The sequence below is a fragment of the Bacillus sp. 103mf genome, assembly GCF_900116295.1.
Lineage (GTDB): Bacteria > Bacillota > Bacilli > Bacillales > Bacillaceae_G > Bacillus_A > Bacillus_A bruguierae.
This window is the reverse complement of the sequence record NZ_FPAF01000001.1, coordinates 1,155,005-1,176,999: the sequence shown is the minus strand read 5'-3', so window position 1 is coordinate 1,176,999 and position 21,995 is coordinate 1,155,005. Positions and strand designations below refer to the sequence as shown.

Annotated in this window: 24 protein-coding genes and 1 pseudogene; 14 read left to right on the top strand and 11 right to left on the bottom strand. The window is 37.1% G+C overall.

Features of this window, described 5'->3' with window-relative positions:
- Positions 1-15: 15 nt before the first annotated feature.
- The 3 genes from BM350_RS05985 to BM350_RS05975 all read right to left on the bottom strand — a co-directional run bounded on the left by BM350_RS05985 (position 16) and on the right by BM350_RS05975 (position 1,475).
- A complete protein-coding gene (locus BM350_RS05985; RefSeq protein WP_090916344.1) occupies positions 16-633 on the bottom strand; it encodes a hypothetical protein in 618 nt (205 codons plus the stop codon).
- Positions 634-717: 84 nt separating this feature from the next.
- Positions 718-909, bottom strand: a complete 192-nt coding sequence (locus tag BM350_RS05980; RefSeq protein WP_090916346.1) for a ProA domain protein — start codon at positions 907-909, stop codon at positions 718-720.
- Positions 910-1,016: 107 nt separating this feature from the next.
- A complete protein-coding gene (locus BM350_RS05975) occupies positions 1,017-1,475 on the bottom strand; it encodes a universal stress protein (RefSeq protein ID WP_090916348.1) in 459 nt (152 codons plus the stop codon).
- Positions 1,476-1,626: 151 nt separating this feature from the next.
- On the opposite strand from BM350_RS05975, the pseudogene BM350_RS05970 reads away from it, so the two are divergent.
- Positions 1,627-2,426: pseudogene (locus tag BM350_RS05970) on the top strand (SDR family oxidoreductase).
- Between the two features lie 145 nt (positions 2,427-2,571).
- A complete protein-coding gene (gene ald, locus BM350_RS05965) occupies positions 2,572-3,705 on the top strand; it encodes an alanine dehydrogenase (RefSeq protein WP_090916352.1) in 1,134 nt (377 codons plus the stop codon).
- 41 nt (positions 3,706-3,746) lie between these two features.
- On the opposite strand, the gene BM350_RS05960 is transcribed toward ald, so the two are convergent.
- Together BM350_RS05960 and BM350_RS05955 are read right to left on the bottom strand one after the other, a co-directional pair.
- Complete coding sequence (locus BM350_RS05960; RefSeq protein WP_090916354.1) at positions 3,747-4,217, bottom strand: DUF4188 domain-containing protein; 471 nt, start codon at positions 4,215-4,217, stop codon at positions 3,747-3,749.
- A 17-nt stretch (positions 4,218-4,234) separates the two neighbouring features.
- Entirely contained in the window at positions 4,235-4,867 is a 633-nt protein-coding gene (locus tag BM350_RS05955) for a TetR/AcrR family transcriptional regulator (RefSeq protein ID WP_090916356.1), read from the bottom strand.
- 206 nt (positions 4,868-5,073) lie between these two features.
- Here BM350_RS05955 and BM350_RS05950 point away from each other — a divergent pair, with 206 nt between their 5' ends.
- Positions 5,074-5,400, top strand: a complete 327-nt coding sequence (locus BM350_RS05950; RefSeq protein ID WP_090916514.1) for a cupin domain-containing protein — start codon at positions 5,074-5,076, stop codon at positions 5,398-5,400.
- Between the two features lie 485 nt (positions 5,401-5,885).
- Positions 5,886-6,218, top strand: a complete 333-nt coding sequence (locus BM350_RS05945; RefSeq protein ID WP_090916516.1) for a hypothetical protein — start codon at positions 5,886-5,888, stop codon at positions 6,216-6,218.
- A gap of 139 nt (positions 6,219-6,357) precedes the next feature.
- On the opposite strand, the gene pepQ is transcribed toward BM350_RS05945, so the two are convergent.
- Entirely contained in the window at positions 6,358-7,455 is a 1,098-nt protein-coding gene (gene pepQ / locus BM350_RS05940) for a Xaa-Pro dipeptidase (RefSeq protein ID WP_090916358.1), read from the bottom strand.
- Positions 7,456-7,602: 147 nt separating this feature from the next.
- Between pepQ and BM350_RS05935 the strand changes: the two genes are divergently transcribed.
- Complete coding sequence (locus BM350_RS05935; protein WP_090916360.1) at positions 7,603-8,286, top strand: metal-dependent hydrolase; 684 nt, start codon at positions 7,603-7,605, stop codon at positions 8,284-8,286.
- A 39-nt stretch (positions 8,287-8,325) separates the two neighbouring features.
- Here BM350_RS05935 and BM350_RS26805 read toward each other — a convergent pair whose 3' ends face one another.
- Positions 8,326-8,490 (bottom strand): hypothetical protein, encoded by a 165-nt coding sequence (locus BM350_RS26805; protein WP_170857618.1) that lies wholly within the window; start codon positions 8,488-8,490, stop codon positions 8,326-8,328.
- Positions 8,491-8,722: 232 nt separating this feature from the next.
- Here BM350_RS26805 and BM350_RS05930 point away from each other — a divergent pair, with 232 nt between their 5' ends.
- Both BM350_RS05930 and BM350_RS05925 read left to right on the top strand, forming a co-directional pair.
- Positions 8,723-10,036 carry a DRTGG domain-containing protein gene (locus BM350_RS05930; protein WP_090916362.1) on the top strand — a complete coding sequence of 438 codons (1,314 nt, stop codon included), beginning with the start codon at positions 8,723-8,725 and terminating at the stop codon, positions 10,034-10,036.
- 60 nt (positions 10,037-10,096) lie between these two features.
- On the top strand, positions 10,097-10,378 hold the full coding sequence (locus BM350_RS05925) for a DUF3949 domain-containing protein (protein ID WP_090916364.1): 282 nt from the start codon (positions 10,097-10,099) through the stop codon (positions 10,376-10,378).
- A 57-nt stretch (positions 10,379-10,435) separates the two neighbouring features.
- Here the strand turns inward: BM350_RS05925 and BM350_RS05920 are convergent, their stop codons facing one another.
- The gene (locus BM350_RS05920; protein WP_090916366.1) at positions 10,436-11,194 is read right to left on the bottom strand and encodes an arylamine N-acetyltransferase family protein; all 759 of its coding nucleotides are present in this window, start codon (positions 11,192-11,194) and stop codon (positions 10,436-10,438) included.
- A gap of 14 nt (positions 11,195-11,208) precedes the next feature.
- Complete coding sequence (locus BM350_RS05915) at positions 11,209-11,511, bottom strand: YtpI family protein (protein ID WP_090916368.1); 303 nt, start codon at positions 11,509-11,511, stop codon at positions 11,209-11,211.
- Positions 11,512-11,627: 116 nt separating this feature from the next.
- On the opposite strand from BM350_RS05915, the gene BM350_RS05910 reads away from it, so the two are divergent.
- Positions 11,628-12,560 (top strand): DHH family phosphoesterase, encoded by a 933-nt coding sequence (locus BM350_RS05910; RefSeq protein ID WP_090916370.1) that lies wholly within the window; start codon positions 11,628-11,630, stop codon positions 12,558-12,560.
- A 20-nt stretch (positions 12,561-12,580) separates the two neighbouring features.
- Here BM350_RS05910 and ytrI read toward each other — a convergent pair whose 3' ends face one another.
- Positions 12,581-13,081 carry a sporulation membrane protein YtrI gene (gene ytrI / locus BM350_RS05905; protein ID WP_090916372.1) on the bottom strand — a complete coding sequence of 167 codons (501 nt, stop codon included), beginning with the start codon at positions 13,079-13,081 and terminating at the stop codon, positions 12,581-12,583.
- Positions 13,078-13,482: a sporulation membrane protein YtrH gene (locus BM350_RS05900; RefSeq protein WP_139207678.1), complete on the bottom strand. Its 405-nt coding sequence runs from the start codon at positions 13,480-13,482 to the stop codon at positions 13,078-13,080. Before BM350_RS05900 ends, ytrI begins: the two co-directional genes overlap by 4 nt.
- Before the next feature lie 36 nt (positions 13,483-13,518).
- On the opposite strand from BM350_RS05900, the gene dnaE reads away from it, so the two are divergent.
- From dnaE to pfkA, 6 genes are all read left to right on the top strand, one after another.
- Positions 13,519-16,848: a DNA polymerase III subunit alpha gene (dnaE, locus tag BM350_RS05895; protein WP_090916373.1), complete on the top strand. Its 3,330-nt coding sequence runs from the start codon at positions 13,519-13,521 to the stop codon at positions 16,846-16,848.
- Between the two features lie 91 nt (positions 16,849-16,939).
- Entirely contained in the window at positions 16,940-18,196 is a 1,257-nt protein-coding gene (locus tag BM350_RS05890; protein ID WP_170857661.1) for an NADP-dependent malic enzyme, read from the top strand.
- Positions 18,197-18,210: 14 nt separating this feature from the next.
- Complete coding sequence (locus BM350_RS05885; RefSeq protein ID WP_090916376.1) at positions 18,211-18,846, top strand: FadR/GntR family transcriptional regulator; 636 nt, start codon at positions 18,211-18,213, stop codon at positions 18,844-18,846.
- A 197-nt stretch (positions 18,847-19,043) separates the two neighbouring features.
- Positions 19,044-19,913: an acetyl-CoA carboxylase, carboxyltransferase subunit beta gene (gene accD / locus BM350_RS05880; protein ID WP_090916378.1), complete on the top strand. Its 870-nt coding sequence runs from the start codon at positions 19,044-19,046 to the stop codon at positions 19,911-19,913.
- Positions 19,901-20,875 carry an acetyl-CoA carboxylase carboxyl transferase subunit alpha gene (gene accA, locus BM350_RS05875; protein ID WP_090916380.1) on the top strand — a complete coding sequence of 325 codons (975 nt, stop codon included), beginning with the start codon at positions 19,901-19,903 and terminating at the stop codon, positions 20,873-20,875. The genes accD and accA overlap by 13 nt, the downstream gene beginning before the upstream one ends.
- Positions 20,876-21,003: 128 nt before the next feature.
- A complete protein-coding gene (pfkA, locus tag BM350_RS05870; RefSeq protein ID WP_090916382.1) occupies positions 21,004-21,963 on the top strand; it encodes a 6-phosphofructokinase in 960 nt (319 codons plus the stop codon).
- Positions 21,964-21,995 lie beyond the last annotated feature (32 nt).

Below are 21,995 nucleotides of genomic sequence, written 5' to 3'. Positions count from 1 at the left end.
GGGTCTTCATAATTGTTACATATATTTAATTAATGTACTTTCTAATGCTTTCGTTCTTTGTAGAGATGTTGTCTTCCATTTACGGGTTGTGGCAGTTCCAAACATAATATTTTTAGAATCTAGACTATGCGTTCGATAAGAGTTTGCATCTGGATTTTTTCCTTGTAGTTTTCGATGAGAGTAGAATAAAATATGTCCGAGTTCATGCGCAAGTGTATTTTCTAATGAAGATTTTGTGAGGATAATATGATTAAAACGGCTTTTTGTCATAAGGGAAGAGAACGATCGTCCCGTTGTATTATTTGAGAGGTGTCTTGCACTTGTATAAAAGATTGAAATACTATTTGGATTTGGAAAGAGATATTTCCTTTCGTTAAATAATCGTTTTATATTTTTACTTTGCTTTGTTCGAAATGAGGTATCATTCGTTCGAACAGAAAAATCTTTCAGCATTGTGATGCTAGTAATAACAAATTGTATCTTCCATATTTTTGTTGCTAAATCAACTTGCTGCTTAATTTCTTTTTCTGTTACATTACAGCCGGGAAGAGTAAAGATACATAAGTTTATAAACGGAGTAGTGCGTTTGTTTTTGACTTTGGTTTTGCTGTTTTTTTTCTTTTCATTATTCAAAAAAATCACACCTTCATGCTTGGACATATATATAATGTATGCATAAAGAGAAAGGTTGCTTGTATAATGCAAGCAACCTTTTCGCTATATTTTTTCTTGCTCGTATTTATGCTTTCCTTCTGTAATGCGAATATATTCTATGTCCATTAAATCGCGAAACAGTGCACCGTGGCTTAACTCTACACCATGTTTTTCTTTGAAGTGGGCACAAATTGTTTCTACCATGTCGATTTCTTGTCCGTTTAAATCAAGTATAATACGTTCATTACTTTCCATGCAGTCGCCCTCATTTCTTTTTTCTTAGCATAACCTTAGAGAATAATTTTATTTAGAAGGAAATAAAAAACACCAAGCCCATTAAATAAAGACTTGGTGCTGCTTTATTAAATTTCCCCTTGCTCTTCATCACCGCGAACAACAAGGACATCGCACTTCGCATAGCGAATAATATGTTCAGAGACGCTGCCGATTAAGAAACGTTCTACTGCGTTTAAACCAGTTGCACCGCACATAATTAAATCTACTTTATGCTTTGGAGCAATATCTTTTGAGATTTTTGATTTTGGATTCCCAAACTCTAATACAGTTTCTACTTTTGTAACACCTGCTTCTAGTGCAGTCTTTTTGTAGTCTTCTAATAAATCTTCTGCAAATAAATTTGCGCGTTCTGCGATTGCGCGGCTATATGCTTCTACCGCAGAATAAGCTTTAACGTCAACGATATGAGCGATTGTTAATGTAGCATTGTTACGTTTTGCTACTTGAATTGCTTTTTTAAATGCTTTTTCAGCTTCCTTAGAGCCGTCGACTGCAATTAAAATATTTGTATATGTAGTATTCATGAACAATTCCTCCTCATTCTATAAGCGTTATAACTCTTTACATCTTTATTATAAAGGAAATTATGGAAAATAGTTTGACAGAAACGTTACAGAATTTCGAAAACTCTGTTTCAAACATTTTAGTTGTAATTGTATGAAGAAGTTGTTACATATGAATTATAGCAAGAAAAAAGGAGGCTTATGTTTGTGAGACATGCGCTCATTACAGCCGGTACAAAAGGTTTAGGGAAGAAGGTAACAGAGAGTTTATTACATAAAGGATATTCGGTAACGGTAACATATCGCAGTGATGTACAAGCGATGGAAATGTTAAAGCGGCAATATAAACATCTTGCACATCGTATGCAATTTGTGCAAGCAGATGTAACGAAACAAGAGGATTTACATACAGTAGTAACAAAAGCGATGGATCGTTTTGGCCGCATTGACTTTCTTATTAATAATGCAGGTCCATACGTATTCGAGCGTAAAAAGTTAGTTGAATATAAAGATGATGAATGGAATGAAATGATTCATGGTAATTTAACGGCCGTATTTCATTTATTAAAGCTTGTTGTTCCTATTATGCGTCAGCAAAAATTTGGTCGTATTGTGAATTATGGATTTCAAGGAGCGGATAACGCGCCGGGATGGGTATATCGTTCTGCTTTTGCAGCTGCAAAAGTCGGACTAGTTTCACTTACGAAAACAATTGCTTATGAAGAAGCTGAATATGGGATTACATCAAATATGATATGTCCCGGTGATATTATTGGTGATATGAAAGAAGCAACAATTGCTAAGGCGCGTACATTATCTGATTCTCGTACACCAATTGGACGTTCTGGTACAGGGGAAGATATCGCTCGTACAATTTCCTTTTTATGTGAGGAAGATTCGGATATGATTACGGGAACCATTATAGAAGTAACTGGAGCGGTTGATGTTATTCATCGATATCGTCAAAATTAGACAAATTCTATCGGGTAACTCGTATTATTTTTGTCGAAAAATGAGAATTTATGATAAAATATAAGAGAACAGAAAGCGTTTTCTAAAAGTATAAATGTAATAATTATTTAGGGGTAATTTTTATGATTTCAAGGGGGGATTTTCAATGCGTATCGGTGTACCGACAGAAATTAAAAACAATGAAAATCGTGTAGCAATGACGCCAGCGGGTGTTGTTCATTTAGTTCAAAACGGTCATGAAGTTTTTGTTCAAAAAGGTGCTGGTTTAGGGTCTGGATTTACAGATGAAGCGTATGTCGAGGCAGGTGCAACAATTGTAGAAACAGCACAAGAAGCTTGGAATCAAGAGATGGTTATGAAAGTAAAAGAGCCAATCCCAAGTGAATACGGCTATTTCCGCGAAGGTTTAATTTTATTCACATACTTACACTTAGCTCCAGAACCAGAATTAACAAAAGCATTAATTGACAACAAAGTGGTTGGTATCGCTTATGAAACAGTTCAATTAGACAACCGTTCTTTACCATTACTTGCACCTATGAGCGAAGTAGCAGGCCGTATGGCTGCGCAAATTGGTGCACAGTTCCTTGAAAAAAATAAAGGCGGTAAAGGTATTTTACTTGCAGGCGTTCCAGGAGTAAAACGCGGCAAAGTAACAATTATCGGTGGTGGCCAAGCTGGTACGAATGCAGCGAAGATTGCCGTTGGTCTAGGCGCGGATGTAACAATTATCGATTTAAGTCCAGATCGTCTTCGTCAATTAGACGATATCTTCGGCAATCAAGTAGCAACATTAATGTCTAACCCATATAACATTGCAGAAGCTGTAAAAGAATCTGACCTTGTTATCGGTGCAGTATTAATTCCAGGTGCAAAAGCGCCAAAACTTGTAACAGAAGAAATGATTAAATCTATGGAGCCAGGTTCTGTTGTAGTAGACATTGCAATTGATCAAGGTGGTATTTTTGAAACAACTGACCGGATTACAACACATGACAACCCAACTTACGAAAAACATGGCGTTGTTCATTACGCAGTTGCAAACATGCCTGGTGCGGTTCCACGTACATCAACACTTGCGTTAACTAACGTAACAGTACCATATGCAGTACAAATCGCAAACAAAGGCTACAAAAAAGCTTGCTTAGATAACAATGCCTTATTAAAAGGTATTAATACATTAGATGGCTACGTAACATTTGAAGCAGTTGCAGAAGCACATGGTTTACAATATGCAGATGCAAAAGAACTTCTTAAAAAAGCACCTGCTTTATCATAAGAAAGACTGTAAAGCGACTACCTGTTGGGTAGTCGCTTTTATTATGGTTTCATACGTGCTCGTGCAGTTTCGTGTTTCCTGTTTACAGGAATAGATTCCCCTGCTTTTGCTAACCCAAAACGCGGCATATTTACATATACACTTTCATATTGGCCTTTCTCAATCACATATGTTTCATGAAAAATACCAACTGTTTTAGTTTTGGAAGCTTTTAGATTGAAATTTTTCCATGCTTCTACATGTAAGGATGCATGGCGTGCATAATGTTCAAGGGCTTCAAATGACTTCCAATATTGAATTTGTAAAATGGTGCGACCGTTGAAGAAAGACTCTGTACCGAGAAAACCGAATTCTTTATTTTTATATAACTCTTTCAGCATTCCACTCATTGCCCCGGCCACTGGGAACCATTTCGAAACAGCGAATAGTTTATTAATGCGCATACCGATTACAAATACTACAAAGGAATCGTCCATCTGTGCAGTATAACGTCCATGTATTACAGGTTTCATCATTTATCCCTCTTTTATTATGGATTTAATATACTTAAATGAAGATCGTACATGTCCATTACATGTTGAGTTTGAAAGACATGAGCTGTTAAATAGGCGCCGTAAAAAATAGAGTGTAATAGTCTCACAATCTGTGAGGTGTCCATATTAAGCGTAATTTCTCCTGCGATTTTTCCTTCTTCTACGCAGTTTGCAAATAATTCATTTAAATTTGGAATGAGCTTTCGCACTTGTTCTTCTTTTTCTGGATATAATAGGTGAATTTCTGCATCGGTTAAATGAGGCATACAGGGATGCATTTTTTCTTCTGAGAGAAAGGCAATTAAGCTCAGCATCAGTCCAGGTTTTTCTTTTGCATACTCTGAAACTGCTTCAAACATATGGCGAAGTGCTGCCATTCCTTTTTTGTTCGTTTCTTGTAGTTCCAACATACAATTTGTTAACCATAACCTCATAAAATAAATAAGAATATCTTCTTTTCGAGAGAACATTTTAAAAAATGTAACCTTCGAAATTTCTACTCGGTCGCATAATTCTTCTACGTATACTTCTCGAAATGATTTCTCTCCAATGGTGTCTAATGCCGTGTGAAATAGCTTAATTTTTGTTCGGGCTTTTTTGATTTCCCGTAGTGGAATTTTTTTGTTCATAATATACCCCTTGTCGCTAAAAGTTAACTTATATTAATAAATTAACACGAGTTAACTTTTGGGTCAATTCATTAGTTTGATTTTTTAGAATTTTACCTCGCTAAATTAGAAAAAGATTTGATATGATGAAATTAGAAGAAATTGTAATATACTACTTGAATAATGGAGTGATAAATATGAAGAATAAACTAACAAAAGAAATAAACCTGGAAAAAATTAATTTATTAGAGATTACAAAAAATATCACAGAAAATCATAAAAATTTCGTTGTTTCGAATGTAAATAACCATTGTTTACGTATTGCAGTATTTACAGGTGAATACGATTGGCACTTCCATTCAAATTCTGATGAACTATTTATGGTATTAGAAGGAGAGCTATTGATTGATTTTCAAGATCGAGAAACGATTACTTTGAAGCCAAATGATACGTTACTAATTCCAGCTGGTACAATTCATAGAACGAGAGCATTAAAGCGCACGGTAAATCTTTGTTTTGAAAATTTAGAGGCCGATACAGTTATCGTGGAATAGGTATAAAGAATTGAGTATGAAAAGAATTCTTCCAAGCTAGCTTACAAGAAAATATATAGGTCTCACCTTTCGTATACTCGATATGTAATTAAGTGGTATAAATACAAGTTAAAAAAACGACATAAGAACCTCCTTTCTTTTAGGGGGGAACGAGAGCATCTAGCTGTGCATAGAAGCGGTCAGTGCCTTTTTCTGCCACATGCAAGATTCAAAATAAAAGGAGAAAGCGAGTAGAGGTCGTGTTGTATTCTTCATAGCAGCGACTTATATGTCAGGAAATTTTAAAAATGGATTCGTATAAATACTAATTTAGGGAGAACTTTAGGGGAATTATTAATTAAGGAAAAACCTTTGTGGTATAATATGGAATTGATGTTACTAATTTCAATAAATAATATTCATAATTAAGGATGACATATAAAATGAGAGAAAAGAGAATGGGTAGGACGTTTTTTAAATTCGTATTTACTGTTGCATGCACGGCTATGTTAAGTGCGTGTGGAATGAATGGGGTAGATGGGACGTGGGAATTGTCTCAAAATAAACAAAATCAATGTCCGGTATATTATAAATTTGAAACGGTTACAAAAAAGGAAGAGAAAAAGGAAGTTATTCATCATTTGGTAGAGATGTATACAAATAACCAGAAAGAACAAGATAAATATAAAGGGACATATAAACAAGAGAATAAAGGAGATTCATATATTCTTGATTATGGGAATTCCTTTACTTCAAAACAGCAAATGAAAAGAGACGGAGACAAGTTAGAAGTGTTTTTCAGTGATGTAGATAAACGATGTACATATAAGAAAGCATAAAAAAGAAGGTACTTTCTAAAGTACCTTCTTTTGGCATTTGTATTATGTTTAGCCCGCTTTAACGGGCAGTAAGACCCCGATTGGTTCAACTACCCATCAGTGGGGGATGAAGAAAGCCCTCACTGATGGAAGGTTCACTTTATTTTACAAACTGCAATTCTTTCGGGAACTTCGTTAAAATTTCTACGCCATCTTTCGTTACGTAAACATCATCTTCAATACGAACACCGCCTACATTTGGCACGTAAATACCTGGTTCAATTGTAAAGACCATTCCTTCTCGCAACGGCGAATTGTTATCTTCTTTTACGTCTGGATATTCGTGAACGCTAATGCCAAGTCCATGACCAAGGCGGTGCGGGAAGAAGTCGCCGTAGCCAGCATCTGCGATAATAGAACGGGCAGCACGGTCGATTTCACTAAATGTTGCGCCTGGTTTACATGATTCAATAGCATTTAATTGACCTTTTAATACAGTTTCATAAATGCGTTTTTGTTCATCTGAAATTTCGCCAAATGCAACTGTACGTGTAATATCAGAGCAATAACCGTCGATAATGACACCTAAATCAAATAGGACGAAATCACCGCGCTGCATTTTATTTGCACCTGGTACACCGTGTGGAAGCGCAGAGTTTGCACCTGTTAGTACCATTGTGTCAAAGGACATTTTATGAATACCTTTTTTCTTTAATTCATGCTCAATTGTTGCGAGTACTTCAAGTTCACTGCGATTCTCTTGAATGGCATTTACCCCAATTTCAACTGCATAATCAGCCATAGCAGCAGCTTCGCGTAAAATCGCAAGCTCTTTTTCGTCTTTAATTAAGCGAAGTTCACGTACTTTTTCTTCAGCTGATCTGAAAGTTGCTTTTGGGAATAATTGTGATAAGTGCTCGTAGCGTTCTACATTTAAGTGTTCTTTTTCAATTGCTACTGCACCTGCATCAATGCCACGTGCTTCAATTGCTTTTGCAATCATATCCCATGGGTTGTCTGTATCTGTATATCCAATAATTTCATGATTCCAGCCAGCGCTTTTCGCGTGCCCTTCTTCCATTTTTGGACAAATTAACATTGGTTCTTTTTCTTGGAATACAAATAGACCAAGTAGTCTTTCGTGCGGTTCACAGTGGAAGTTCGTCATATAGAAGACGCTCGGTGTAGAAGTTAAGAATGCAGCTTCGGTATTTTGTTCTTGGAGCCACTCTGTTAATTTTTCTAATCTAGTATTCATAGATTTGCACCTCCGAAATTTTGATTACATGTATAACTTTACATCGAGTGAAAGTGTTATGACAAGCGAATCGATGTTTGAAAAGACAGGAAATTGTGAAATCGTGTAGAATAAGAGGAGGAATATAAACAAAGGAGGAGTAAATAGATGGAAGTATCTTATCACGGTCATTCAGTTGTAAAGATTGAAACGAATGGAAAGGTTATTTTAATTGATCCATTTATTACAGGAAATCCGAAAACAAATTTAAAAGTAGAAGATATAACAGTGGATGCGATTATTCTTTCTCATGGTCATGGCGATCATGTTGGAGATACAGTAGCACTAGCGAAGAAACATAATGCAGTTGTTGTAGCACCATTTGAACTAGCAACATTTTTAGGATGGCAAGGAGTGAATACACATCCGATGCATATCGGTGGTTCGCATGTGTTTGATTTTGGAAAAGTGAAATTTACACAAGCATTCCATGGGTCTAGTTATATTGATGAAGAAAATCAGACAATTACATATACAGGAATGCCAGCCGGGATTTTATTTACCGCAGAAGAAAAAACAGTGTATCATGCGGGAGATACAGCTTTATTTTCTGATATGAAGTTAATCGGTTCTCTTAATAATATCGATTTAGCATTTTTACCAATTGGGGATAACTTTACAATGGGACCAGAAGATGCCGCGCTCGCAGCTGAATGGATTGGAGCGAAAGTTGTTGTGCCGATGCACTATAATACATTCCCAGTAATTGAACAAGATCCGCATCAATTTATAGGGAAACTAACGAGCGGTGTAGGAAAAGTATTAGAACCTGGGGAAGGCATTGAATTGTAAAAAAAGAAACCTTCATTTTGCGTCGCAAAGTGAAGGTTTTTATATGTGAGAAGGGTATAATGTAAAGGTTGTATTTGTTATATCATTGTTAGAGTGTGATGTACCTGTTTCTATTTCCTCTGTCTCGTTTAATGCTAGCGCTACTTTCTTTCCATCCACAAATGTTACCAATACCGCACCGATGATGTTTAAAACTTTTTTCATATCATATCGCTCCTTTTCTCTTATTTCTTGTTTTTATTGTACGATACGGAAATGAAACGAACCATCGAATGAGGTGACAAGGAAATTACATTATTGTAAGAAACTTGTCTAGATTTGTTATAAAAAAAATAGTACAGATATAGGAACAAAAAGTGTAACAGTTTTGAAAATATAGTATACTAAAAATACAACACACGAAGAATTTAGGGAAAAGAAAGTATGGTGAAATTAGTTGGCTACGAAACACAACCAAATTTTGGAGTATATCAACAGTTTGCCAATTGGGCATAAAATTTCTGTGCGCCAAATTGCAAAAGAGTTGAGCGTAAGTGAAGGAACGGCGTATCGTGCAATTAAAGATGCGGAAAATAAAGGATATGTAAGTACAATTGAACGGGTTGGGACAATTCGTATTGAACAAAAAAAGAAAGAAAATATTGAAAAGCTAACATTTGCGGAAGTTGTTAATATTGTTGATGGTCAAGTACTTGGCGGAAGAGAAGGTTTACATAAAACGTTAAATAAATTCGTAATTGGGGCAATGAAGCTAGAAGCGATGATGCGTTATACAGAAGCCGGAAACTTACTTATTATCGGAAACCGTACACAAGCACATCAATTAGCACTTGAAGAAGGAGCAGCTGTACTTATTACAGGTGGATTTGATACAGAAGAGCATGTGAAGAAATTAGCAGATGAGTTAAAGCTTCCAATTATTTCGAGCGGCTATGATACATTTACAGTAGCTACGCTTATTAACCGGGCTATTTATGATCAGCTTATTAAAAAAGAAATTGTTCTTGTTGAAGATATTTTAACACCAATTGAAAAGACGGTATGTTTACAGCCAAATGATACAGCGGAAAGATGGCATAAGTATAATGTAGAAACGATGCATGGCCGTTATCCGATTGTAGATGAAACAAATAAAGTGCTAGGTATTGTAACATCTAAAGATATGATTGGTGTAGCAAAAGATACACCAATTGAAAAAGTAATGACAAAACAGCCGATTACTGTAAACGGAAAAATGTCTGTTGCAGCAGCGGCACGTATGATGGTGTGGGAAGGGATTGAGCTTCTTCCTGTTGTCGACGATAGCAATACATTGCAAGGGATCATTAGTCGTCAAGATGTGCTCCAAGCACTCCAAATGATTCAGCGTCAGCCGCAAGTCGGAGAAACGATTGATGATATTGTAACAAATCAATTTATGAATCAGAAAGAAGCAAAACAAGATCATGCGTATCACTTTTCTGTTACGCCGCAAATGACAAATTCGATTGGAACTTTGTCGTACGGTGTATTTACAACAATCGTGACAGAAGCGACAAATCGTGTACTGCGCGCGCTGAAAAAAGGTGATGTAATTGTTGAAAGCTTAACCATTTATTTTGTAAAACCAGTTCAAATTGACAACGTTGTATCCGTCCATCCGAAAGTATTAGAAATTGGACGTAAATTTGGTAAGGTCGAAGTAGAAGTGCGTTATGAAGGTAGTGTTGTTGGAAAAGCATTACTTATGGTTCAATTGATTGATCGTTAAGAAGGGAGAGCTGTCAGTAATGGCAGTTTTTTATATAAATAAATATTCGAATTTCCTGTTATGTGGTATAATGGAAGAAAAAGGGAGGTTGTGTATGTGTTATTTGCTAGTATCTTTTTCGGAAGCATTGCACTTTTTTACTTTCTCATTATGATTCCAATTCAATACTCCTACATATCTGGTTTGAAAGAACGAATGAAAAGAACGGGCCTCACGCAAAATGAGTTATATGAAAAGATGTCATTTGAAGAAGAACAAGCGCATTTCAATTTGCAAGGAAGTTTGTTTAACTTGCCGTCTGCGCTTGTTGCGAGTTGTATATATAAATTGCGCCATCGTTAATCATAAAAGAAAAGCGTTCATCCTTTCAGTGAATATTGCTGAAAGGGTGAACGCTTTTTATTGAACTATAATGCCAAACTCACGCAAAGCAAGTGCTTGAAAAGTTTGCCTATCAATCGTTTGTTTAGATTTCTGTTTTTCTTTTGTTACCGTATACGTTTTGTCTGTTAGCGTAATGTGACCATCGTCTGTTCGTTTTGCAAGGAGTGGAGATTTATTAAATGGTGATTGTTCATGGTGGGTAATGATTTGTTGTGCGTTCTGTAAAGCTGTTTCATCAATTGGCGATGTGAAGAAGTCGTAGCCAATTTCTAACTTCCCGTCTTGATATTTTTCAAATGCGTATTCTCCGAAAGTTGTTTCTTTCTTTTGAATGCGGTATTCACCTGTTGAAGAAGTTACTGTTTCCCCAGTAAACGGAAGAGGTTGCAGAGCATGATGAGAACCGAAACCAACATCGATTAAGTACCGCTGCCCGTTATGATGCAGGATCGTTGCAAAGTGTGTTTGGATGAGCCGATTTTCTTCATTGCTAAAAACAGTTCCTCCAATTAAATGAACGTCAAATCCTAGTTCTTTTAAGGCGTAGTAAAATAAAGGATTCAGTTCATAGCAAACACCGCCGCGCCGGTTGTCTATAATCTTTCTTTTTAAATCTTCAAAGGTAAGATCAATGTTTTCTTTTTTGATAATGCTCATATTTTCAAATGGTATATGCTTCGCAAATTGAGATTGCAACGCACAAATATCTTCAAAAGTTACATCTTGCTTTTCATATTGAATACGGTTGAAAAAATCGTTTAGAAAGGTGTTCATTTCATCTCACCTCATTATTTTTGTAACTGCTCTGCCTCTTCAATCGCAAGTGGTAAGAAATGTTTATATTGGCGAATGCCATTATAAATACTAGCTCCGCCAACGATTATAAATAAAACACCAACGATAATACGAGCCGTTGAAACATCTAAAAAAAATTGATTCACGCCAAATAATGCAACAAATAATCCGAGTGCAATGGCTGATTTTCCAGCAAGCCATCCTTTCTCCATAGAACGGTTTGTGCGAAAATACTTTGTTTTGTAGAAGAGATACAACATAAATGTAACGATAATACAAAAGACTAATACTGGCATGACCTTAATCCCCCATCTATTTGTATGTTCTTTCTCTATTGTAATTCAATTCTCCACCTGTATGAAGTGTTTTGAGCTATAATAGGAATAAATTGGCCGAAAAGGAGATTTTACATATGCATGAGAAAATTTTAGGAGCAATTAAGCAATTTGATACAATTATTATCCATCGCCACGTTCGTCCAGATCCAGATGCATTAGGTTCACAGTGCGGACTTGGTACGATGCTGCAAGAGTCATTCCCAGAGAAAAAGATTTGCATGGTAGGGTATAATGAACCGTCTTTAGCATACTTACGCGTAATGGATGAAATTGATGATGCTACGTATGAAGAGGCACTTGTCATTGTTTGTGATACAGCAAACCAAGAGCGTGTTTGCGATCAGCGTTATACAAAAGGAAAGCAGTTAATTAAAATTGACCATCATCCGAATGAAGATCCATACGGTGATATTGTTTGGGTAGATACAACATCTAGTTCTACAAGTGAACTGATTTATGAATTTTATTTATATGGTAAGGATAAAGGATTAACGTTATCAAAAGAAGCGGCGCGTCTTATTTTAGCTGGTATAGTTGGTGATACAGGACGTTTCTTATTCCCAAGCACATCTGCAAAAACACTTCGTTATGCATCTGAGCTTGTAGGAATGGGCGTTGAATTCCCAGCATTATATGATGAAATGTATAAAACGAATGAGCGTATTGCACGTTTAAATGGTTACATCTTACAAAACTTTACGATGACTGAAGAAGGCGCAGCATACGTTAAGCTAACAAAAGAAGTATTAGAGCAATTTGGTGTGCTTCCGAATCAGGCTTCAGGAGTTGTTGGAGCTCTTGGAAATATTGAAGGATTAAAAGCGTGGGTTTTATTCTTAGAGGAAGAAGATGTGATTCGTGTTCGCCTTCGTTCAAAAGGTCCGGTTATTAATACGTTAGCAATGCGATATAACGGCGGCGGGCATCCGATGGCGTCCGGAGCAAAAGCTTTTTCTTGGGAAGAAGCAGATCGCATTTTTGCAGACTTACGTGAATTATGTAAATAAGAAGAAAGGTAGAGGGAGCTCTACCTTTCTTGTTTTATTTTGACGCTAATTTCCAGTATGGTATCAAATGAAACAGTTTCGATTTCAAATCGATAGACACGGTCGTAATATTTATATACTTTATTTTCAATAACCTTCTTTAGTAGTTCTTTATTGTTTGCGACGCTTTGAATGTTTTGGGTAAGCAAGTGACGGAGATCATCGCGAATGGAAGTTTGTAATGTTTCCACTGTTAGCGTGTCTAAATTGTATTTTTTGTAATTTGCAATCTCAATTTCAATTTCTTGAATGGTTAACAGTTTTTTGTTTTTTTCATTTTCTTTTTTTTGATCTTCCGTGAGTACACGTAAATCTTCGGTTAGTTTTTCTATTTGTGCTTCTTGTGTTTCAAGTGTTTTAGTTTGCTCTTCTTGAAACACGCCATATATGTACAAAAAAATAATCCAACTTAAAATACCACCAACCGCCGCACCGCCTAAAAATAATTTCCAGCGATTAGAGAGTGAACTTGGGACTTTCATACGTGATCCTGTGTAATCCATTTAATAATCGTGAATCCAGTTTGCATACCGCCCGTGGCAAAGAAAATAAGGAGAATTTGTTTCACAATATCTTTTGTATCTCCTCCAAAAAAGCTGCGTTCAAAGCTATAAAATGTATCGAAAGTTCCGCCAATGGCAGCGACGAGAGCCCAAATTCGTAAATTCTCTGCAAATTGTGTAATCATTGTGAGCGGTGGTTTTCCTACTAAAAAAGCACCAATTCCGCCAATTAATGAACCGCCAATCATAACACCAAGAGCAATAAAATAGCTTGTAATGAGAAGAGAGAAAAAGCTTTGGTTCACTTCCATCATCATTCTCCTTTCTTTTTCATGTATATGGACAAAGAAGGAGAAGTATGTTTTGATTTCACGTATAATAGGAAGTAGTCAAATAGGTAAAGAGAGGGTATAAAAGTGAAGTTTGTGCATTTACAATGTCAAACCGTTTATAGTTTATTGAAAAGTGCTTGTAAAATAGATGAGCTTGTTCATCAAGCGAAAGAACTTGGATTTTCGGCATTAGCAATTACAGATGAAAATGTGATGTATGGTGTTATTCCGTTTTATAAAGCTTGTAAAAAAGCGGGGATTCAGCCGGTTATCGGTTTAACAGCTTCCATATGGAATGAAGAAGAGGATCAGTCGTATCCGCTTGTTTTACTGGCTGAAAACGAAACTGGTTATCGGAATTTACTTAAAATTTCTAGCAGCATTATGACAAAGTCAAAAGATGGTATTCCTAAAAAATGGCTTGCGCATTATGCAGAAGGATTAATTGCGATTTCTCCAGGAAAAGATGGGGAAATTGAAAAGCTTTTATGGCAAGGAAAACATGAGGCTGCTGAGGAAGTAGCAAAGATGTATAAAAATATATTTGTTAGCTTTTATATAAGCGTGCAGCACCATGCCATTCAAGAGGAATTGTTGATTCAAGAAGAGCTTCTACCATTTGCGAAGCAGCTTGAGATTCCACTTGTGGCGACAAATGATATTCGTTATGTAAAACAAAGCGATGCAATTGTACAGGAATGTTTATTATCGGTTCATAGCGGGACGAAAATGACCGATTCGGAAAGGCCGCGTTTGCAGACTGATCAATATTATATGAAATCAGCTTCTGAAATGGAGGCGTTATTTGCTTCTATACCAGAAGCGATTCAAAATACATTCCGTATTGCTGAGCGCTGTCACGTAGAAATTCCGTTTCATACAAATCAATTGCCGAAGTTCCCGGTCCCAACAAATGAATCATCCGATCAATTTTTACGTCGCCTTTGTGAAGAAGGGTTGAAGATGCGATATGAAACAGTGACCGATGTGCATAAAGTGCGTTTAAATCATGAGCTGCATACTATTTCTCGGATGGGATTTAGTGATTATTTTCTTATTGTATGGGACTTTATGAAATACGCTCACGAGCAGCGCATTTTAACAGGACCAGGCCGTGGTTCGGCAGCTGGGTCACTTGTATCTTATGTGCTCGAAATTACAGACATTGACCCAATTCAATACAATTTACTATTTGAACGTTTCTTAAATCCAGAGCGCGTTACACTTCCTGATATTGATATTGATTTTCCAGATATTCGCCGCGATGAAATGATTCGTTATGTGAAAAATAAGTACGGAGAACTGCGCGTGGCTCAAATTGTAACGTTTGGAACACTTGCAGCAAAAGCGGCAATTCGTGATATTGCAAGAGTAATGGGACTGCCGCCAAATGAAATTGATATTTTTTCAAAACATATTCCGTCTAAAGTTGGGATTACATTAGAAGAAGCTTACACAGAATCGCCATCATTACAAAGTTATTTACAAAGTAATCTAATTTTTCAAAGGGTATTTGATATTGCAAAGCGTGTAGAAGGTTTGCCGCGTCATACGTCTATTCATGCAGCCGGAGTGATTATGAGCGAAGAGCCGCTTACAAATAGTGTTGCCATTCAAGGCGGCCATGATGATGTATATGTCACACAATACCCAGCAGAAGTATTAGAAGAACTGGGTCTATTAAAAATGGACTTTCTTGGTCTGCGTAATTTAACATTGCTTGAAAATATTCGCATATTTATTGTAAAGACAACAGGGAAAAGTTTAGATATACGGAAATTGCCTCTTCAAGATGCCAACACATTTGCACTGCTTGGACGAGGAGATACGACAGGGATTTTTCAGCTTGAATCAAGCGGAATGCGGAATGTTCTGCGTTCGTTAAAGCCGAATGAATTTGAAGATATCGTTGCAGTTAACGCATTATATCGACCAGGACCGATGGAGCAAATCCCAGTTTTTATTGATTCCAAACATGGGAAACGTACCATTCATTATTTGCATCCTGATTTGAAACCAATTTTAGAAAATACGTATGGAGTTATCGTTTATCAAGAACAAATTATGCAAATTGCCTCTCGTTTAGCAGGATTTTCTCTTGGTGAGGCTGACTTATTACGCCGCGCCGTAAGTAAGAAAAATCGTGATATTTTAGACGAAGAGCGTACGCACTTTGTGAAAGGGTGCTTGCAAAATGGATATGATGAAGAAACTGCCCAGCAAATTTATGATTTAATTGTTCGATTTGCCAATTATGGCTTCAACAGAAGTCATGCAGTTGCTTATAGTATGATTGGATATCAGCTTGCTTATTTAAAAGCGAATTATCCGCTTCAGTTTATGACAGCATTATTATCAAGTGCAATTGGAAATGAAGAGAAGATTGTACAATATGTTCGGGAAACGAAGCGGAAAGGGTTCCGCGTTTTACCGCCGTCTCTTCATAAGAGCAGTTATGAGTTTCAAGTAGAAGGAAATACAATTCGATATAGTTTACTTGCGATTCGCAATGTAGGGATGGCGACAGTAAATGCTTTAATTGAAGAAAGAAATAAAAAACCATTTCAAGATTTATTTGAGTTTTGTTTGCGCATGCCAGCGAAATTTGTGACAGAGCGTAATTTAGAAACGATGATTTGGGCCGGTTGTTTTGATGATTTTAACGTTTCGCGTTCAGCCTTATTTAACAGTATTAAAGGTGCGTTAGAATATGCGAGCTTAGCGCGGGAAATTGGTGAGGAGCTTGTACCGAAATCAGAGTATGCACAAGAGGCAGAGCTATCTTTTACCCAGCAATTAAATAAAGAAAAAGAAGCGCTAGGCTTTTACTTAACAAGTTACCCAACCGCACAGTACGCAAAGCTTGGTAAGGAATTGGAAATCCCAACACTTGCAGGTGCGATGAAGCAGCAAAGAAAAGTACAACGGGTAATTGTATATTTGACAAATATAAAAGTAATTCGAACGAAAAAATTACAGAAGATGGCGTTTATCACGTTTTGTGATCAAAATCACGAAATGGAAGGAGTTGTATTTCCAGAAACATATATCCATTTTAAAGAGCGGTTACAAGAAGGAGAAATTGTTTTAATAGAAGGAACAATTGAACAGCGAAACAATAAGTTGCAATGGATTGTAAATGGCTTGTACCCATTAGAGAAAATGGATACTTATGAAGAAATGAAAGACGCTTCTATTTACGTGAAAATACCATCACAGTATGAAAAAAGGCTGTTAAACAATGTCACAAAAATATTGTTTAACTATTCAGGTTTTGCGAAAGTACTAATTTATTATGAAAAAGAGCATAAGATGGTACAATTATCTCGTAGCTTATCCATTCATCCAAGTGAAGAATGTTTACAAGCGCTTTATGAGATAGTCGGAAAGGAAAATGTCGTTGTAAAAATATAATGGACAATTTCCTACTATTTCGATTATAGTAGTAATAGCGTTCGTGGTCAGACCACCTTGGAGAATGAATAACATTATGCAGCAAGAAAATATGAGGAGAGTGGATCGTTTGTCAACACTTCGTGAAGAAGCACTTCACATGCATAGAGTGCATCAAGGAAAACTAGAAACAGTATCAAAAGTAAAGGTAGAAAATGCAAAAGATTTAAGTCTTGCGTATTCTCCAGGGGTTGCAGAACCATGTAAGGTTATTTATGACGATAAGAGCAAGGTATACGAATATACAATGAAGGGCAATATGGTAGCAGTTGTAACAGATGGAACGGCTGTATTAGGTCTTGGAAATATTGGACCGGAGGCATCACTTCCTGTTATGGAAGGTAAAGCTGTATTATTTAAGAGTTTTGCTGGTGTAGATGCATTTCCAATTGCTTTAAATACAAATGATGTAGATAAAATTGTTGAAACTGTAAAATTAATGGAGCCAACTTTTGGCGGCGTAAACTTAGAAGATATTGCAGCACCAAATTGCTTTATTATTGAAGAGCGTTTGAAAAAAGAAACAAATATTCCTGTATTCCACGATGACCAACACGGAACAGCAATTGTAACAGTAGCGGGTCTTGTGAATGCGTTAAAGCTAGTTGGAAAGAAAATGTCTGATATTAAAGTTGTTGCAAATGGTGCTGGGGCAGCAGGTATTGCAATTATTAAACTTTTATATCGCTACGGTGTACGCGATATTATTATGTGCGATACGAAAGGCGCGATTTTTGAAGGGCGCTCTGTCGGTATGAACGCTGTGAAAAATGAAGTGGCAAAATACACGAATAAAAATCGTGTAGAAGGTTCATTAGCAGAAGTGATTCAAGGTGCAGATGTGTTCATCGGTGTATCTGTAGAAGGCGCATTAACGGAAGAAATGGTTCGTACTATGAACCAAGATGCAATTATCTTTGCGATGGCGAATCCAAATCCAGAAATTATGCCAGATATGGCAAAAGCAGCTGGAGCAGCAGTTGTAGGTACGGGACGCTCAGATTTCCCAAACCAAGTAAACAACGTATTAGCTTTCCCTGGTATTTTCCGTGGTGCTCTTGATGTACATGCAACGCAAATTAACGAAGAGATGAAAGTGGCAGCAGTACAAGCTATTGCTGAACTTGTATCAGAAGAAGAGTTAAGTGCTGATTATATTATTCCAGCTCCATTCGATGTACGCGTAGCACCACAAGTAGCAGCGTATGTTGCAAAAGCTGCAATGGAAACAGGTGTTGCTCGCCGTCAAGTTGATCCGAAGGAAGTAGCTGAAAGAACGAGAAATCTAGCGATTATCGGCAAAGAATAAGCGAGGAATGTTCATTGACATCATCACAAACAAAAGTATATCTAGAAATAGTGAAAAAAATTCGTTTTATCATACAAGAGGATGGATTGAAGGCGGGCGACCGCCTACCGTCTGAACGTGAGCTAAGTGCACGTTTAAATGTTGGACGCTCATCTGTTCGCGAAGCGCTCAGGTCGTTAGAACTGGTAGGTCTAATTGAAACGCGGCGCGGTGAAGGGACGTTCATTCGAAATTTTTATGAAAACGGTCTGGTGCAATTAATTGCACCGTTCTTATTACAAGATGAAAAGACGCGGCGGGATTTGTTGCAAATGAAAGAATTGCTTGAAAAAGATGCGATTCGTGTTTTATGTCAAACACAGACAGGGAACTGTTTGGAAGCATTTCATGAAATTTTTTCCGATGAACAATCATCTATCGCAGTATTTCATCAAACCTTTTTAAAAACGCTTGTAGAACAAGTTGATAATTATTTAATGTATCGTGTTTGGATGATTGTACATGACTACGCTTCAACGCTTTCTTGTGATGTTCATTTAAACGCGCGCGAGTTACATGAAAAGCTATATATAGCATTACAGAATAAACAAGAACAAACAGCATTAGAGCTTTATGATGCAATAATGGGAAATATACAGTTTCATTTGTAATTTTATACAAAATTTGTCGAAATAACCATGACACGTTCCGACACAAATTCTACAAGATAACGTTTAAAGTTAAACGTAAAGAGACGAGTTATAAGGCAAATTGAGAAAATAAGGCTAACACCAATTGATTTAGGTGTTAGCCCCATTTTCTTACTCGTTAACCTTAGCTCTTTTATCACCTAAAGGAGGGTCAAACTTTGCTACGAGATTTATTCCTAAAGAAGAAAAAGTATGCTGCAATTCCTTCAGAGCAGGTACGAAAAGATGTACCGGACGGTGTCATGACAAAATGTCCGAAATGCAAAAAAATCATGTATACGAAAGAACTTCTGAAAAATTTAAAAGTATGTGTTAACTGTGGCTATCATCACCCGATGAATGCATGGGAACGTCTTGAAAGTTTGTTAGATGAAAATTCATTTCGTGAATATGACAAAGAAATGATTTCGGCAAACCCGCTTCAATTCCCTGGCTACGAGGAGAAACTTGAGAGTGATCGTAAAAAAACCGGATTAAATGAAGCGGTTGTGACAGGAGAAGGAACGATCGAGGATATGCTTGTTGTTGTTGCGGTTATGGATTCAAGGTTTCGAATGGGAAGCATGGGCTCTGTTGTAGGTGAAAAAATTGCGCGTGCTGTTGAAAAAGCATATGAAATGAAAGCGCCGTTTCTTATTTTTACTGCATCAGGCGGAGCGCGTATGCAAGAGGGTATTTTAAGCTTAATGCAAATGGCGAAGACAAGTATAGCTTTAAAAAAACATAGCAATGCAGGTGGTTTATTCATTTCAATTATGACACACCCAACGACAGGCGGAGTTTCTGCGAGCTTTGCTTCACTTGGTGATTACAATCTAGCAGAACCTGGTGCATTAATTGGGTTTGCCGGTCGTCGTGTAATTGAACAGACGGTTCGTGAGAAATTGCCAGAGGATTTCCAAACGGCAGAGTTTTTATTAGAACACGGACAATTAGATGCAGTTGTGCATCGCAATGATATGAGAGACACGCTCCGTAAGATTTTAGAAGTTCATCAAGGGGAGGAAGTGGTGTCATGGCAGAATTAGAATTCGAAAAACCAGTTGTTGAGCTAAGAAATAAAATTAGCGAGTTAAAAGAGTATACGAAAAACAGTCAGATGGACTTCAGTGAAGAGATTCGTATCTTGGAAGGCAAATTAGAGCATTTAGAAGAAGAAATATACGGTAACATGAAAGTGTGGGACCGTGTTCAAATTGCGCGTCATGCGGAAAGACCGGCAACGCTGGATTACATCCAGCACTTATTTACTGATTTTTTTGAGTGTCACGGAGATCGATTATTTGGCGATGATGCAGCAATTGTCGGCGGGATTGCGAAATATAACGGGATGCCTGTTACAGTAATTGGTCATCAGCGCGGGAAAGATACGAAAGAAAATATTCGCCGTAATTTCGGAATGCCTCATCCAGAAGGGTATCGCAAAGCGCTGCGCCTTATGAAGCAAGCTGAAAAATTTAATCGCCCAATCATCTGTTTTGTTGATACAAAAGGTGCATATCCAGGAAAGGCAGCTGAAGAGCGTGGACAAAGTGAAGCAATTGCGCGCAATTTATTTGAAATGGCTGGACTGACTGTACCTGTTATTTGTATTGTAATTGGTGAAGGTGGAAGTGGCGGTGCGTTAGGACTTGGTGTAGGTAATTATGTATACATGCTAGAAAACTCCACATATTCGGTTATTTCGCCTGAAGGAGCAGCGGCAATTCTTTGGAAAGATGCTACGAAATCAAAAGAAGCTGCAGAAACGATGAAAATCACAGCGGCTAATTTGAAAGAATTAGGTGTCATTGATGAAATTATTCCAGAAGCTCGCGGCGGTGCACATCGCGACGTAGTGAAGCAAGCGGAATATATAAATCGTACTCTGCAAAAAACGTTCCAACAATTGGAAGGTGTTTCGAAAGAGCAGCTAATCGAAAATCGCTATAAAAAATATATGAAAATTGGGCAAGTTTCGTTTTCAAACGCTTCCATTGGGGTAAAATAGAAAAAGCGTGCGTTCCATCTCGCGAATGCACGTTTTTCTTATGAAAAGACACATCTTCTCCATTGTAATTTTATATTTCTTCATGTTATTTTATTATAAGGCAAATAATCTTTATGAGGTGAGTACTAATGAAACGTATTGGTGTTTTGACAAGTGGTGGAGATTCACCTGGAATGAACGCTGCTATTCGTGCAGTTGTTCGTAAAGCAATATATCATGATTTAGAAGTGTATGGTATCTATCATGGATACGCAGGATTAATTTCTGGTCATATTGAAAAATTAGAATTAGGTTCTGTAGGCGATATTATTCATCGCGGTGGAACAAAATTATATACAGCAAGATGTCCTGAGTTTAAAGAGCTAGAAGGGCAATTAAAAGGGATTGAACAATTAAAGAAATTTGGTATTGAAGGACTTGTTGTTATTGGTGGGGATGGTTCTTACCAAGGTGCGAAGAAATTAACAGAGCATGGTTTCCCATGTGTTGGTGTACCTGGCACAATCGATAATGATATTCCTGGTACAGATTTCACAATTGGTTTTGATACAGCTTTAAATACTGTTATCGATGCAATTGATAAAATTCGTGATACAGCTACATCCCATGAACGTACATATGTAATTGAAGTAATGGGTCGCCATGCAGGTGATATCGCATTATGGGCTGGTTTAGCAGACGGTGCAGAAACAATCTTAATTCCAGAAGCAGAGTATGATATGGGAGATGTAATCGCTCGTCTAAAACGCGGTAGTGAACGCGGTAAGAAACATAGTATTATCGTTGTAGCTGAAGGTGTTGGCAGCGCGATTGAAATCGGTAAACAAATCGAAGAAGCGACTAATTTTGATACGCGTGTTACAGTATTAGGTCACGTACAACGCGGAGGATCTCCGAGTGCGATGGATCGTGTGTTAGCGAGTCGTCTTGGTGCAAGAGCAGTCGAGCTTTTATTAGAAGGAAAAGGTGGCCGTTGCGTAGGTATTCAAGATAACCAACTTGTTGATCATGATATTATTGAAGCATTAGCGAAAAAACATGAAATTGATGCAGAGATGTATCAATTATCAAAAGAATTATCTATCTAATTGTTGTAATGTTAAGTTAATGGTAACGTTTT